The organism is Marinomonas communis (genome assembly GCF_004363305.1).
Classification (GTDB): domain Bacteria; phylum Pseudomonadota; class Gammaproteobacteria; order Pseudomonadales; family Marinomonadaceae; genus Marinomonas; species Marinomonas communis.
In genome coordinates, this window is the sequence record NZ_SNZA01000001.1 from 203,533 (window position 1) to 217,823 (window position 14,291).

14 protein-coding genes are annotated in these 14,291 nt (G+C 48.2%); 4 read left to right on the top strand and 10 right to left on the bottom strand.

The window, feature by feature from the left end:
• The 4 genes from C8D85_RS00985 to C8D85_RS01000 all read right to left on the bottom strand — a co-directional run bounded on the left by C8D85_RS00985 (position 1) and on the right by C8D85_RS01000 (position 4,350).
• Positions 1-594, bottom strand: coding sequence for a TRAP transporter small permease subunit (locus tag C8D85_RS00985; RefSeq protein WP_133559494.1), 594 nt, complete (start codon positions 592-594; stop codon positions 1-3).
• Positions 595-676: 82 nt separating this feature from the next.
• The gene (locus tag C8D85_RS00990) at positions 677-1,735 is read right to left on the bottom strand and encodes a TRAP transporter substrate-binding protein (RefSeq protein WP_133559495.1); all 1,059 of its coding nucleotides are present in this window, start codon (positions 1,733-1,735) and stop codon (positions 677-679) included.
• A gap of 276 nt (positions 1,736-2,011) precedes the next feature.
• A complete protein-coding gene (locus tag C8D85_RS00995) occupies positions 2,012-3,442 on the bottom strand; it encodes a sigma-54 interaction domain-containing protein (RefSeq protein ID WP_133559496.1) in 1,431 nt (476 codons plus the stop codon).
• Complete coding sequence (locus C8D85_RS01000; protein WP_133559497.1) at positions 3,439-4,350, bottom strand: LysR family transcriptional regulator; 912 nt, start codon at positions 4,348-4,350, stop codon at positions 3,439-3,441. Before C8D85_RS01000 ends, C8D85_RS00995 begins: the two co-directional genes overlap by 4 nt.
• A gap of 119 nt (positions 4,351-4,469) precedes the next feature.
• Here C8D85_RS01000 and C8D85_RS01005 point away from each other — a divergent pair, with 119 nt between their 5' ends.
• The 4 genes from C8D85_RS01005 to C8D85_RS01020 all read left to right on the top strand — a co-directional run bounded on the left by C8D85_RS01005 (position 4,470) and on the right by C8D85_RS01020 (position 8,581).
• Positions 4,470-5,168, top strand: coding sequence for a CoA transferase subunit A (locus C8D85_RS01005; protein ID WP_133559498.1), 699 nt, complete (start codon positions 4,470-4,472; stop codon positions 5,166-5,168).
• A gap of 36 nt (positions 5,169-5,204) precedes the next feature.
• Positions 5,205-5,864 (top strand): CoA transferase subunit B, encoded by a 660-nt coding sequence (locus C8D85_RS01010; protein WP_133559499.1) that lies wholly within the window; start codon positions 5,205-5,207, stop codon positions 5,862-5,864.
• Positions 5,865-5,946: 82 nt separating this feature from the next.
• Positions 5,947-7,128, top strand: coding sequence for an acetyl-CoA C-acetyltransferase (locus C8D85_RS01015; RefSeq protein WP_133559500.1), 1,182 nt, complete (start codon positions 5,947-5,949; stop codon positions 7,126-7,128).
• A gap of 76 nt (positions 7,129-7,204) precedes the next feature.
• Positions 7,205-8,581, top strand: coding sequence for a short-chain fatty acid transporter (locus tag C8D85_RS01020; protein ID WP_133559501.1), 1,377 nt, complete (start codon positions 7,205-7,207; stop codon positions 8,579-8,581).
• Positions 8,582-8,634: 53 nt separating this feature from the next.
• Here the strand turns inward: C8D85_RS01020 and C8D85_RS01025 are convergent, their stop codons facing one another.
• The 6 genes from C8D85_RS01025 to C8D85_RS01050 all read right to left on the bottom strand — a co-directional run bounded on the left by C8D85_RS01025 (position 8,635) and on the right by C8D85_RS01050 (position 14,277).
• Complete coding sequence (locus C8D85_RS01025) at positions 8,635-9,468, bottom strand: sugar phosphate isomerase/epimerase family protein (protein WP_133559502.1); 834 nt, start codon at positions 9,466-9,468, stop codon at positions 8,635-8,637.
• On the bottom strand, positions 9,465-10,718 hold the full coding sequence (locus C8D85_RS01030; RefSeq protein ID WP_133559503.1) for an NAD(P)/FAD-dependent oxidoreductase: 1,254 nt from the start codon (positions 10,716-10,718) through the stop codon (positions 9,465-9,467). Before C8D85_RS01030 ends, C8D85_RS01025 begins: the two co-directional genes overlap by 4 nt.
• Positions 10,715-11,032 (bottom strand): MocE family 2Fe-2S type ferredoxin, encoded by a 318-nt coding sequence (locus tag C8D85_RS01035; RefSeq protein WP_133559504.1) that lies wholly within the window; start codon positions 11,030-11,032, stop codon positions 10,715-10,717. The genes C8D85_RS01030 and C8D85_RS01035 overlap by 4 nt, the downstream gene beginning before the upstream one ends.
• Positions 11,033-11,082: 50 nt before the next feature.
• Positions 11,083-12,156: a fatty acid desaturase family protein gene (locus C8D85_RS01040; RefSeq protein WP_133559505.1), complete on the bottom strand. Its 1,074-nt coding sequence runs from the start codon at positions 12,154-12,156 to the stop codon at positions 11,083-11,085.
• Between the two features lie 185 nt (positions 12,157-12,341).
• Positions 12,342-13,148: an AraC family transcriptional regulator gene (locus C8D85_RS01045; protein ID WP_133559506.1), complete on the bottom strand. Its 807-nt coding sequence runs from the start codon at positions 13,146-13,148 to the stop codon at positions 12,342-12,344.
• Between the two features lies 1 nt (position 13,149).
• A complete protein-coding gene (locus tag C8D85_RS01050; protein WP_162847514.1) occupies positions 13,150-14,277 on the bottom strand; it encodes an ROK family transcriptional regulator in 1,128 nt (375 codons plus the stop codon).
• Positions 14,278-14,291 lie beyond the last annotated feature (14 nt).

Genomic DNA, 14,291 nt, shown 5'->3' on the forward strand with positions numbered 1-14,291 from the left:
CTACGCAGACGTTCGTGAGTGAGATTGACGTAGGAAGGCAAGACAGCGCAGCCAACGAGAAAATGCCGCTAATGCCAGCAGTACAAATGCCACGACAATGGTCGATTTGATCAACCAACGCATGGGTAATCCGCCGGGGGCAGAGGACACTTCATTTAGTTGATACGCCCGAGAAATAAAAGGGATGGCGTAATCAATGACGATAAAGCAAAACGGGAATAGCAGCAGAGTTAAGCCAATCAGCTCGATGATGGCCCGTGTGCGTAACTGACTGTGCTCAACTAAGGCATCGACACGCACATGACCGTCGTGGATTAAGCAATAAGAAAGGCCAATCATGAATCCCACAGCGTAAAGGTGCCATTGCAATTCTTCTAATGCGATGAAATTGACGCTGAAAAAATAGCGCATCAGAGCGTTAGCCACGATTAACAACATTAATAGAATCCAAACAAACGAAATATTACGTCCAATGGTTTCGATAACCTGTTCAATGCGTCGGCTTAATGTTGTGTGTGGTAGGGCAGACCAAGTAGTGTCTGATAATTTTGCTTCGATCTCTTCCAGATCAAGGCGGTTATCATGATTCGACATACTAGAATTCCAAATCAGAAATGAGCGAACAAGGCCAGCGTAGGCTGGCCTCTTACAACGACGTTACACAGTGTTGTGTGGCTTAGTTATTGCCCCAATCACGTGGTAAGTAGCCGAATTTCTTCCATGAGCTGTGCTCTTTTTGGAATGCTTTCATGGAAGCGTAAATATCACCAAAAGCTTTATCGCTTGCTGAGCGGCGAGCCATTACTTTTTGCGTCGCTTCTTCAAACGCCATTAGGATTTCTGGTGAGTACTGGTGCAGTTGAACACCTTTCTCTTCAAAGTCAGATAACACAGCGCCTTGCATGGCTTCTGCTTTGGCGATAGACAAAGTGTTTGCGGCCATACAGGTGTTCTCAATCAGTGATTGAGTCTGCTTGTTTAGACCATTCCAGCTATCTAGATTGATGTATAAAAATTGGTTCGTACTAGGTTGGTGCCAGCCTGGCAGGTAGTAGTGTTTGGCCACTTGATAGAATCCAAGTTGCTGATCCACGGTTGGGATCGAGAACTCAGTACCATCTAGGACGCCTGTTTCAAGCGCTTGATACAGTTCACCGCCAGGTAGAACCGTTACCGACATACCTAGTTCTGACATGATTTCACCACCCACACCAGCGGCACGGAACTTAAGCCCTTTCATGTCTTCAGGGGTATTAATTTCATTTCGGTACCAGCCCGCTGCTTCTGGGCTGATTGTTCCACAGAGAATAGGGTAAACATTATGTGGTTTGAAAAGGTCTTTAAGCATTTCATTGCCGCCATGGAAATACATCCATGCGGTGAATTCGCTAGACTCTAAGCCAAAGGGGGTTGCGCCAAATAGGGCAGAGGCTGGTACTTGTCCCCATTCATAACCCATCCAAGAATAGCCAGCGTCAATGGTACCGCTACTGACGTTTTCAAAAACGCCCAAGGCTGGAATGACGGTATTGGGCTCAAAGACTTGCAGTTTGACTCGACCGTCACTGGCATCACTTAGCATTTTAGAGACTTCTGGCATAGTGTCGCCAAGAGCCGTGAGAGTAGAAGAGAAGGACATCGGTACTTGCCAGCGAATCTTATCGAAGTCTGCATAAGTTGGAGCAGATAGGGCAAGCGCTGACGCGCATGACAGTGCGACAAGAGTTTTCTTCATAATGAGATCCTGTAGTTATTGTTGTTTTAGTGCCTGAATGCATTCCAATGCAGAGGCAATTATCTAGCGGAAGTTTCTATATCAATAAAGATGCCAATTGGTAAAAATCATTTAAAAACAATTGCTTATGGTTTTTATGGTGTTTGGTTTAGATTTTTTTCACAGATATAGTCCGAGAAATCGAACGCTTTGTGATGGTTTGTTAATCAAAAATGATAATTGAGGTGTCCGAATAATCGGACGGCGTTCGATTATTCGGACAAAATGCATGATATTTTAGGCTATCTGATGCTTGCTCAGCTTTTCATAGAGGGTGGATTTGCTAATGCCTAACTGTTTTGCTGCCAGTGTTCTGTTGCCAAACGCTTGACTAAGTGCTTGTTTGATAGCTGTTTTTTCAGCCCGATCCATTTGTTCTTTGAGAGTACCTGTTGTTGTGTAGACTGATGTTGTCGCGCTTTCGTTACTTTGTTCAACGGACGTTTCTAACTGGGTATGATTACGAACATTCGAAGGTAACAGTGACAAGGGGATCTTACGATCTTGTGCCGTGAAAAATGCTGCTTCCATGATATTTTCTAGCTCACGTATGTTACCAGGCCAATGGTATTCCAGTAGTGCGGTCATTGCCTGCGCTGTTAGCTTAGGGGCGCGACGGCCAGTTCGACGTGACAAGGCTTGTAAGAAGTGCTCAGCCAGCTTGGCAATGTCTTCTTGTCTTTCACGAAGTGGTGGCAGTGAGACATTGACGACATTAATGCGGTAATAAAGGTCTTCGCGAAATTTCCCTTCTTTGATCAGAGTCTCTAAAGGGCGATGCGTAGCGGTAATCAAGCGGATATTGACGGGACTGGGTGATGTGCTGCCCACAGCCTCAACTTCTCGCTCTTGAAGAACGCGCAGTAACTTCGCCTGCATAGATAAGGGCAAGTCGCCAATCTCGTCCAAGAACAAGGTGCCACCATGGGCCAACTGAAACTTACCGGCTTTACCGCCTTTTTTGGCCCCAGTAAACGCGCCTTCTTCATAGCCGAACAGTTCACTTTCTAAAAGATTCTCAGGAATAGCAGCGCAGTTTACTTTAATAAACGGTGCATCGGCTCGCTCTGAAAGTTGGTGAATGGCATGAGCATAAAGCTCTTTCCCTGTCCCTGACTCACCTCTTAATAGGACGGTGACATCGCCCGATGCGACTTGCGTAATGGTTTGATTCAGCTCTTTAATGGCTTTGCTGTCGCCGACGATATCGGCTAAGCGATAATGACTGCTGGTAGGTAATTCTGGGGTGTTTTTGTCTTGTGCGCGAAATTCATGCTCTGCAAGTAGGGCTTTAATATGGCTGTTAATTCGCTTCCACTCATAGGTATCGTGGAAAATAACCGTACCCACAGCACCGATGACTTTGCCTTGATCCGTAATCGGAAAGCGGCTGGCGATCATATTGCTACCGCGAATTTTCTGGATGGATAAGCGCTCGGCTACACCTTTTTCAATGGTGATATGCATTCGTGTGTTTTCGATGACATCAGTGACTTTCTTGCCTTTTACATCATCCGCATTAACCCCTAAAAAGCGTGCGTATGGACGGTTCAAGAAGAAGATCCGCGCGTTGTGGTCCACCACGACCACCCATTCTTCAAGGGCATCTAAAATGGTGCGATAGGTATCCGCCGCTTGGCGTAGTTTCGATGTCGATGATGTTTTCATGAGTCTGACTCACTTTGTTTAATCGGTTGAGCAAAGGCATCCATTAAGGTGTCGAGCATAGCGGCTGCGGCTATAGATAACATGGATCGTGGCTTACAAATGACGCCGACCGTCCTTTCTATAGAAGGGGAGGTAATGGTTCGTTCAACCACGTTCTGTTCGCGAATTTGTTGTCGGCAGGTGGCTGGAACCACCGCCACCCCCATGCCTTCACTGACCATGCGAATCACAGTAGTTAATTGGTGAGCATCAAAGGCAACGGTCAAATCAATATTGGCGTCCTTGAGCGTATTTTCTATCATCTTTCGGACACTGGAGGGGCGCTGTAGGGTGATGAAATTGTGTTGTAACAAAGTCGTCCAAGTGACTTCTTGTTGGGATGCTAGTGGATGTTGTTTCGGTAGAATGGCAATAAATTCATCGTTATACAGAGGATAAAACGTCAGACCTTCCGAATGTTGAGGCTCAAAGGTGACACCCAGTTCAACACTGTTGTTGGCAACTCGTTCTACCACGATATCAGAGAGCACATCGTCTATGGCAACTTGAATATTTGGAAAGCGCTGATGGTATTGTTGAATCGCTTTAGGGAGCAATGATCCAGCGAATGAAGGCATGGCTGCAATAGAGATCTTCCCCAGTTGCAGAGCGAAGCGTTGCTTCATTTCGTCTTCCGCATCTTGCCACTGTGCTAACAAACGTTTGGCAATCGGAACGAGGGCATCCCCTTCGGGCGTTAGCGCAATGGTTCGAGTCGTACGGGTTAGCAGTTTCCCGCCCAAAGCTTCTTCAAGCCCTTTGATAGCAAGGCTTAGGGCCGGTTGAGATAAGTGCAGTTGATTAGCGGCTTGAGCAAAGCTTAACGACTCTGCGACGGACAAAAAGGCCTTCACTTGCTTGATATTCATTTGTTTTTCTTATTAATAAATATGAAAAATAAAATTAATTAATTTTTACCAATAAGTCAAACTGTTTGCCATACATCCCAGACAGCATTAATCACACAATAATAATTAGGAGTGGCGTGATGGCGGGTTTTGACAAAGTAGTCGTATCCTACGAAGAGGCCATGTCAGGTCTAGAAGATGGTATGACCATCATTGCCGGTGGCTTTGGCCTCTGTGGCATTCCAGAAAATCTCATCGCAGAAATCAAGCGCCGCCAAACCAAGGGCCTCACCGTTGTGTCGAACAACTGTGGTGTCGACGGTTTTGGTTTAGGCATCTTATTAGAAGATAAGCAGATCAAGAAAATGATTGCCTCTTATGTGGGCGAGAACGCATTGTTCGAGCAGCAACTGCTGAACGGTGAGTTGGAAGTTGATCTCACCCCTCAAGGCACCTTAGCGGAAAAGATGCGTGCAGGTGGGGCTGGTATCCCTGCTTTTTACACGGCTACAGGTGTTGGTACACCCGTCGCCGAAGGCAAAGAAACACGCAGCTTTCATGATCGAGAATACCTTTTAGAAGAGTCCATTACCGGAGACTTTGCCATCGTGAAGGGCTGGAAAGCCGACCGCTTTGGCAACGTGATCTACCGTCATACAGCTCAAAACTTTAATCCGCTGGCTGCAACAGCAGGCAAAATCACCGTGGTTGAAGTTGAAGAGATCGTCGAAGTGGGCGAACTTGAGCCGTCTCAAATCCACACACCAGGTATTTATGTGGATCGTGTCATCCAAGGCTCATTTGAGAAACGCATTGAAAAAGTCACCGTTCGTTCTTAACGGTTTCTCCTAATCCAACAATAATAAGAGGTTGCTATGGCTCTTTCACGAGAACAAATGGCACAGCGCGTGGCACAAGAACTGCGCGACGGGTTTTACGTAAATTTGGGTATCGGCATTCCAACCTTAGTGGCGAACTACGTCCCTGAAGGTATGGATGTCATGTTGCAGTCAGAAAATGGTTTGCTAGGCATGGGAGCGTTCCCGACAGAAGAAACCTTAGACGCTGACATGATCAATGCAGGCAAACAAACGGTTACCGCAGTCGCTGGCGCATCCATTTTCTCATCCGCAGAATCCTTTGCCATGATTCGCGGTGGTCACGTGGACTTAACCGTGTTGGGGGCTTTTGAAGTGGATGTAAATGGAAACATCGCTTCATGGATGATCCCTAATAAACTGGTAAAAGGAATGGGCGGCGCCATGGATCTTGTGGCTGGCGCAGACAACATCATTGTCACCATGACACATGCTTCTAAAAGTGGCGAATCAAAGCTGCTATCTAACTGCTCTTTACCATTGACGGGTAAAGGCTGCATCAAGAAAGTCTTAACCGATCTGGCTTGGTTAGAAATCGAAAATGGTTGCTTCGTTCTTAAAGAACGTGCGCCAGGGGTTTCTATTGAAGAGATCAAAGAGAAAACGGCCGGTGAGTTGATCGTTCCTGATCATGTGCCGGAAATGACGTTCGCATAAGGCTTGAAATCTCGTTTGGTACGGGAGACATTCACGGCTTTATTTTTCTTATGATCATGGTTTAAGACAAGAGGAATACATTATGAAAGCGGTAATCGTGGCAGCAGGACGAAGTGCAATCGGGGCATACCAAGGGGCGCTATCACCACTCAGTGCGGTAGACATTGGCACTCAAGTATTACAAGGATTATTAGACAAGCAGCCTTCGTTAGCAGAACACATTGATGAGGTGATACTTGGTCAAGTGTTAACCGCAGGCTGTGGCCAAAACCCTGCACGTCAAACGACTTTAAACGCTGGACTTGGCAATCATGTTTCAGCGATGACCATCAATATGGTCTGTGGTTCAGGCTTGAAAGCCGTTCAGCTCGCGGCTCAAGCCGTTCTGAATGGTGATGCCAAAGTAGTGGTAGCAGGTGGACAAGAAAGCATGAGCCAAGCGCCTCATGTATTGCCACAAAGTCGCACGGGCAAAAAAATGGGCCATTGGTCAATGCTGGATACGATGATCACTGATGGCTTATGGGATGCGTTCCACGATTACCATATGGGACAGACTGCGGAGAACATTGCAGATCAATGGCAAATCAGCCGTGCTCAACAAGATGACTTCGCAGCAGCTTCACAGCAAAAAGCGGCCAAGGCACAAGAAGCAGGGCGTTTTCAGGATGAGATCATCCCTATCACCATTCCACAGCGTAAGAGCTCACCCATCGTTGTGGCAGAAGATGAGCAGATTCGTCCTTACACCACGGCTGAGTCTCTCGCGAAATTGCGTCCAGCCTTTACTAAAGAAGGCAGTGTTACTGCGGGCAATGCCTCCACTTTAAACGATGGCGCTGCCATGGTTGTGGTGACCACAGATGCAGAAGCGAAGCGCCTAGGCCTGCCTGTGCTAGCCACCATTGAATCGTCTGCAACCTCGGGTGTAGATCCGAAAATCATGGGAACAGGCCCGATTACTGCCACCCAAAAAGCGATGCAAAAAGCCCAGTGGCAGGTTGCGGATTTAGATTTGGTTGAAGCTAACGAAGCCTTCGCTGTGCAAGCACTGTGCGTGGGGCAAGAGCTTGGGCTCAACCCTGAACGAGTCAACGTCAATGGCGGTGCGATTGCCTTAGGCCATCCGATCGGTGCCTCTGGATGCCGTGTATTGGTGTCACTTATTCATGAAATGCAAAAACAAAAAGCTGAAAAAGGATTGGCGACTTTGTGTATCGGCGGAGGCATGGGCGTTGCCATGTTGATCAGTCAATCACACTGAGTTCGTTCAGTAAAAGCAAGTGGTAAAAATAGGGCCACAAGCCCTACCTAAAATAACTATAAAATCGGGAAAACATATGTCTCATTCAATGACTCAGAAAACCGCTTTACAACGGATAAGCTACTTCTTCGTAACGCTATTACAACGTTACTTACCGGATCCATTCATTTTTGCGATTGTCCTAACACTAGTGGTGTTCGCATTGGTGATGCCCAGTACTGGGCAAGGCCCTGTTCAAGTGGTTGAAGCTTGGGCAGGTGGCTTTTGGAAGCTGCTCAGTTTCTCCATGCAAATGGCCATGGTTGTAGTGACAGGTCATGCCATGGCCAGTGCGCCTGCGTTCAAACGTAAACTTGCCATTATGGCAGGCATTGCCAAAACACCAGGCCAAGCCATCGTATTGGTGACAGTTGTCAGTGCCATTGCCTGCTGGGTCAACTGGGGCTTTGGCTTAGTTGTTGGTGCCATTTTTGCTCGTGAACTTGCCGCTAAAATACGCGGAGTGGATTACCGTCTATTAATCGCCTCTGCTTACAGTGGTTTCTTGTTTTGGCACGCGGGTTTGTCTGGCTCGATCCCATTGGCAATCGCAGGTGGTGCGAACATTGAGACTGTAACGAATGGTGCAGTGACCGCAGCGATCCCCACGTCGGAGACGATTTTTTCACCGATGAACATCACTATATTGTTGGTGATGCTGGTGACCATTCCCCTATTAAATCGCTTAATGCATCCAGCGCCGCAAGATACGATCGAATTCGATACCTCAGAATTATTAGAGTCGAATGCCGCTGAGTCGATCGATAAAGCGTCCATGACACCTGCAGAACGCATGGAAAATAGCCGTGTGCTTTCTGGTTTAATCGGTCTAATGGGCTACGTATTTGTCGTGTACTACTTTGTTCAGAACGGCTTTGCACTGAATCTTAATATCGTGAACTTCACCTTTTTGTTCACCGCCATCTTGTTACACGGCACACCGAAAAGCTTACTAAACGCTGTATCCGATGGCGCGAAAAACTGCTCAGGTATCTTACTTCAATTCCCGTTCTATGCAGGGATTATGGGGATGATGACAGCAGTGGGTAGCTCTGGTGACAGCTTGGCAAGTCTTATTTCTCAAGGCTTTGTGGCGATTTCCAATGAAACCACTTTCCCACTATTTACCTTCCTAAGTGCTGGCATAGTGAACTTCTTTGTACCATCGGGTGGCGGACAATGGGCAGTGCAAGCTCCGGTCATGATGCCGGCTGGCGCTGAGTTGGGTGTGGACGCTGCGAAAACCGCCATGGCAATCGCATGGGGGGATGCTTGGACCAACATGATCCAACCTTTCTGGGCACTACCTGCCTTGGCTATCGCAGGGCTTGGAGCAAAAGATGTGATGGGGTACTGCCTACTTGCTCTACTTGGTTCAGGCGTCATCATCGGTCTAGGTTTAATGATTTTCTAACGAAGTTATTCCGCTCCTTCGTTAAGCAAGCGCCCGAGAAATCGGGCGTTTTTTTATGAGCTGACTTCCTGCCAGATCTCTTCCGCCATCTGCTTGAGGCGCAATGAGTCTTGCCAGCGATCGTTGATATCGTGGCCGTCTGCTCCGGTGATGGCGTAGGGACGTGTGCCCAGTTCACAGGTAAAGGACAGAGTGTCATTCTTGTTCGCACGTTCAAGCCAGTTTTGAAAGCCCCAACGCCACAGGGAGCGAAACGCCTCAACCCATACTTGGTGCTGTGGGAAGCCAAGCGGGATTTGCACTTGCTCGCGGCTGGCAACACGACCATGGTAGGCATGACAATGACGCATGATGTGTTGCAGTTGCTTGATTTCCTCATCGGCACCTTCATCAAAGGGGATTTCATGGCCGACCACATAATGGGAGAGATCCCCGAGCAGCTGTAAATTTGGCAGTTCTTTCAGGATCTCTAGGGTAAACAGCAGATCATTGGTTAAGCGGTAACGGTGGGTTTCAATATAAACTGGCACATCAATTTGCTCCACTAACCGTTGCCAGCCTTCTAGTAATGCCATTGCTTGTTTGAGGTCATGGGTGCGCACATTCGGTTGAATGGTCACATGGTGGGGACGAAATTCTGCCGCCAGCTCCAGCGTGGGTTGTAACGCGTCCACACTGGTAGGGAAACATTGCCCCTCCATCGTTAGCCCATGGGCTTTTAATTCTCGTATCAGTGGCAGTACCTGCTGTCGTTGCATCATATGATCTGTGACACCCTGAAAGCCGTGCGCTTTAATCTGTGCAATGGCGTCAGGCATAGGCAGTGTTTCACTGTTGGGCAGGATATTTTCCATTGCCCACATGGACTGCAATATTACTAAACTCATGCGCACTCCTTAGCTCGCTTTAATAAGCTTTTAAGTGGCACGTTTACATCCCCCAAAGTGGTGATATCGACTGTGCTGTTTTGGTTAATAAGGCGCTCGATGACCTTAATATCCTTGGCGACACTGTTGCCTGGTCCAATAGCGCAAGCGCATAAAATTTGCTGTTGTTCATTGAGTTCCACATAAAGGCGTGTTCGCTCATCGTAACGTCGCTCTAGCCTAGTTACCGGATTGATCGACAAACCAACAGATTGCAGTCCTAAATCGTATTGATCGGACCAGAACCAAGGGGCTTGCTCATATTGAGCCCTATGACCGAGCATATTGAGCGCAGCGATTTCCGCTTGCTCCTGCGCACAACGCCAGGATTCCAGTCGCACTTGAGTGCCATAACGGGAGAGGGGAAAGTTACAGACATCGCCAGCAGCATAGATATCAGGGTGGGAGGTTTTCATCGCGGCAGTCACTTTAATGCCATTTTCAAGGGCCAAGCCAGCTTGGTTGGCTAAGTGAATATTTGGCTCTGCACCAATGCCCACCACAAGCCAGTCGGCGGTAAGGCGGGTTTGTCCAACAAGATCGACTTCAACCACATGATCGAGTCGAATATCCTCAATCTGACAGTTTAAGCGGATATCAACACCCTGATCGGCATGGGCCTGTGCCAACACCTCTGCGATAGGGGCAGGCACGGCACGTTGTAGAATACGTGCTTGAGACTCAAGCACGGTCACCTTTAAGCCTTTACTGCGAAGACTGGCCGCAAGCTCCAAACCAATAAACCCTGCACCGACCAAGACCACATGTTGCCCCGCTAAGGCGTGGGCACGAATACGCTGACAATCAGCAGCGCTTCGCAATGAAAACAGTAAAGGGTGTGAATCCAAGCCTTTTTGTTGCAGCAAAGGCAATGCCCGTGCTTTGGCGCCAGTGGCGATGAGCAGTTTGTCAAAAGCCAGATATTGCCCATTGGATAGATGAACTTGCTTAGACGCAGGCAATAACTCGTCCACATAGGTGTCACTATGATAGTGAATCGACAACTGCGTTAACTCTTCTTCAGAGATAATGAGCTGGCGCGTAAACGCTTCGTCCAATAAGGCACTTTTGGAAAGGGGCGGGCGTTCATAAGGCAGGCCATTCTCGCGCTCAAACAGATGAATCTCGATGTCTGGGCTATGCTGACGCAGGGTGCGAGCGGCCCTTACGCCCGCTTCGCCTGCGCCAATGATCACCATTGTCTGACTCATGGCGCTACCTCAATGTAGATGGTGTCGTTTTCTATTTTGGTCGCGAAGGTTTTTAAATGCTCGCATACTGGCGCACCTTGGGCTTGGCCATTTTTATAGTTAAAGCGGCCATTGTGTTTCGGGCATTCAATGATGTCATCCATCACTAAGCCATCGGCAAGGTGAATGCGTTCATGGGTGCACAGTCCGCTGGTGGCAAATACATCCCCTTCGGGACAACGGTAAATGGCGTAGGTGTGACCTGCGTGATCAAACGGCACCACATCTTCTTCGTCAATTTCATCTAGGGCGCAAACTTCGATCCAATTCGACATAACAGTCTCCTTTATTATTGTAATGGTGCGTGTCTCTTGAGTAGTAAGTGCTAAGCGGTTTGAGCCGCCATGGTGGTGGTTGCGATATCTTCTGCTGGATTCTGAGGTGGCTCGCGACGCACATAGTGTTCAGGGTCTTTTCGCTGTCGCCACATGGCCGTCACCACTTCTTTAAAGGCCGACCAAGTGCTGCGATACACTGGAGGGCAATCGTGCTTCATTAATTGATGCAACGCTGGAAGCTGGTGATAAGGCACCATCGGAAACATGTGATGCTCGATGTGGTAATTCATATTCCAGTACAAGAAACGGAACACGGGATTCATGTAAATAGTTCGGCAGTTTTGGCGATGATCGAGCACATTTTCCGCGAGGCCAGCATGCTGGGTCAGGCCAAAGACATAGGCTAACCAAACACCGCCCATGGCTGGTAGGGGACCGATTATCAATGCTAGATACCATGACTGAAAACCTACGGCCAAGCCAATGCACAAGGCATAAAGAGCCAACATGACGCGGGCGGTGCGAAACACAGAAGTCAGCTCCATAGATGGAATAAAGCTTTGTTCGTCGGCGGATAAGCGGCCGCCAGCATGACGCACTAGACTTTTCAAAGTGCCCCACGTTTGCGGCACGCCAACCATGGCTAGCATATGGCGCAGAACTCGTGTTGGGCGGTGCCCCATAATTTCATAGTCCCGTCCAACGACAATGGTATCGGTGTGATGGCGAGCATGACTCCACTTCCATACCTTGGGCTCGCGTATCACCATAAAGCTGGCGAGGTAATATACGGCGTTGTTCATCCAAGGGGTTTTAAACGCTGTTCCATGACTGCATTCATGCCAGCGAGAATCTGACGCAGTGCCGTATAACAGCGCATAACAGAAAAAGACCAGTGCTGCCCACAAGGTCCCCCAAGACACATACAACGCCGTAGCGAACGAGACGAGGCAGAGCAGCCAAATCGCCGTATCACGAATAGCGGGGCCATCAGAGCGCTTCATTAGCGTCTTCATCGTTTTGCGGGGAATATCGGTTTGATACCAGGTGGCCGACGCTAGTCCTTGCTCTTGAGCAAGACGGCTGGAAGCGCCAGTTAAACTGTAATCGCGCAGAGTCATAGAAGTCTCCCATGAGTGACACACAGTGCCATTAGGTTTGTGCATGGCACTGTTGTGCTTGTTATTTTTATTTTGAGACGTTCACTGCAGAGCTAGCAGCAACGAATCTCATGGGGAGATTGTCCTAAGAAACAGGCTTAACGGTACATGCCTGATATGGATCAAAACCTATCTGAGATCACACTCTATTTCGAAAGGTTGTCGCGATATTGACGTGGGGAGAGGTCGTGGGTCTGTTTGAACAGTCGTGAAAAATGGAACGGTGAAGCGAAACCACATTGCTCTGAAATGAGGGTGATGGAGAGCGGGGTGTGGCGCAGTAGGCTTTCAGCACGGTCAAGTCTGAGGCGCCATAGATAACGCATTGGGGTCGTACCCACCGTCGCTTTAAATTGATTGATGAGGTGGTTTACCGAGCAGTGACTGGCGGCGGCTAAGTCTTCTAATTGTAAGTTGTCTGAAAGGTGAGCCTGCATACAGTGAATGGCATTACGGACAATACGCGAGGTGGGTTGTGGTCGACGCTGATCGGGCAGTTCGGCCATGTCGACATAATATTGCGCCAAGCTTTCCGCCAGTCGTAAGAGCACCGATTGATTGGCGAAGGATTGGGAGTTGGTAATACCAAGCCCTACATTCATTAACTCTTCCACATCTTTGGGCATGGGCAGCGTCGCGGGCAGTTTGGCAAATCCCTCAACGATGTCATTTGGACACTGATCAAAGTCCAATTGGCACCAGGCATGAACCGTCGGCTGTTCTTTGTGAAATTGATAATGCTCTTGCCGCCCAGGTAGCATCAGTGCCATATGGCCTGGTAGCAAGCGCTGTTTCGCCCCATCGACCGTGATGTCGATCTGACCTGAAATCAAATAAACGAACTCAATGCCACGCTGAATACGTGGTCCCAATGTGCTGCCAGCTGGGTATTTCACATAGCCAAAGTAGGTTTCACTAAATAGATTGCCCAGTGAGATGGATGGTTGAATCATACTACGCAGACTCCTCAATGAAGCTCATGCTGTAGAAACCTAAATATGATGAAGTTGACTGTTCATCTAATAATCCGAGTGAGATCAACGCCAACTCATGGGCCGCATGAGCTGCGCCATGGAGTGATGCTGCTTCTGGGCTATGGCTTGTTTTGATAGTCGTATTGGGCAATAGCGATTTCGCTTGTGTTATGAGCGTCTCGCTAAAGCGTTCATTTTGCGTCAGTTCACCCCCTAAAATAATCGACTGTGGCGCAGTGACCTCACAGACAGAGCGTAGCGCTTTAGCAATGTCCTCAAAGTTATTTTTATGAACACGCTCAGGCTGACTTTTAGCGGATTCATAGAAGGCTTCAGTGTAGACACTTTCGAGTAAATTCTTTTCGTTGTTAAGGGTTAGATAGCCTATTTCCCCAGCCATGCCGTTGTGGCCTCGTATCAAGGTTTGATCAAAATACAAGCCACAGCCAATGCCTAGGCCTAAAAAGACGTAGAGGAAGTTATTGAAATCAGTCGTTTGTTGCTCGTGTAATGTCGCCCAATTCACATCGTTATCAATGGTCAAAGAGCATTGAAACTCTGTTGTCAGCAGCTCAACAAAGTTGATTTGTTGGGCCGTTGGGAAAGGGGAGTGTGGCATCGGAACAACACGTCCCGTTTTGGGGTGAACCGGATCAGCAATGGACACTCCTATCGATAACAGAGGCAGGCTGATTTGCTCAACTGTGCAACGGATGAAATCCACTAAGTCATCCTCGAATTGCTTAACAGTGCGCCCTCTGGGGAATTCCTTACTTTCAAGTTGACGAACATTGCCTTGCAAGTCTGTTGCACAGAGTTGGCTGCGGTTTTCCTCTAGAACAATAGCAATGGAGATGCCACGATCTTTATTGATCTCATAAAGAACAGCGGGACGTTTTGAGGTCTGCGTATCTTTCACTGCGCATTCAGAAATCAATTCACGAGTTAATAGACGTTGAGCAGACTCTGAGACAGTGGGCTTAGAAATGCCTGTTTGTGTAGCTATTGCCGCTCTGGATAAAGTCCTGTGCTCACGCAAACATGCCACAAACGCACGATCCGTATTGACCGCCAAACTACTGGGTTTATGAGCTGAGTGTTTCGGCACGGAAGATTTCCTTT

What these genes read in the sequence shown, in the direction of transcription:
- C8D85_RS00985 (WP_133559494.1), bottom strand. Translation starts at nt 594, where the DNA reads ATGTCGAATCATGATAACCGCCTTGATCTGGAAGAGATCGAAGCAAAA.
- C8D85_RS01025 (WP_133559502.1), bottom strand. Translation starts at nt 9,468, where the DNA reads ATGAGTTTAGTAATATTGCAGTCCATGTGGGCAATGGAAAATATCCTG.
- C8D85_RS01015 (WP_133559500.1), top strand. Translation starts at nt 5,947, where the DNA reads ATGAAAGCGGTAATCGTGGCAGCAGGACGAAGTGCAATCGGGGCATAC.
- C8D85_RS00995 (WP_133559496.1), bottom strand. Translation starts at nt 3,442, where the DNA reads ATGAAAACATCATCGACATCGAAACTACGCCAAGCGGCGGATACCTAT.
- C8D85_RS01035 (WP_133559504.1), bottom strand. Translation starts at nt 11,032, where the DNA reads ATGTCGAATTGGATCGAAGTTTGCGCCCTAGATGAAATTGACGAAGAA.
- C8D85_RS01010 (WP_133559499.1), top strand. Translation starts at nt 5,205, where the DNA reads ATGGCTCTTTCACGAGAACAAATGGCACAGCGCGTGGCACAAGAACTG.
- C8D85_RS01045 (WP_133559506.1), bottom strand. Translation starts at nt 13,148, where the DNA reads ATGATTCAACCATCCATCTCACTGGGCAATCTATTTAGTGAAACCTAC.
- C8D85_RS01030 (WP_133559503.1), bottom strand. Translation starts at nt 10,718, where the DNA reads ATGAGTCAGACAATGGTGATCATTGGCGCAGGCGAAGCGGGCGTAAGG.
- C8D85_RS01005 (WP_133559498.1), top strand. Translation starts at nt 4,470, where the DNA reads ATGGCGGGTTTTGACAAAGTAGTCGTATCCTACGAAGAGGCCATGTCA.
- C8D85_RS01040 (WP_133559505.1), bottom strand. Translation starts at nt 12,156, where the DNA reads ATGACTCTGCGCGATTACAGTTTAACTGGCGCTTCCAGCCGTCTTGCT.
- C8D85_RS01000 (WP_133559497.1), bottom strand. Translation starts at nt 4,350, where the DNA reads ATGAATATCAAGCAAGTGAAGGCCTTTTTGTCCGTCGCAGAGTCGTTA.
- C8D85_RS01020 (WP_133559501.1), top strand. Translation starts at nt 7,205, where the DNA reads ATGTCTCATTCAATGACTCAGAAAACCGCTTTACAACGGATAAGCTAC.
- C8D85_RS00990 (WP_133559495.1), bottom strand. Translation starts at nt 1,735, where the DNA reads ATGAAGAAAACTCTTGTCGCACTGTCATGCGCGTCAGCGCTTGCCCTA.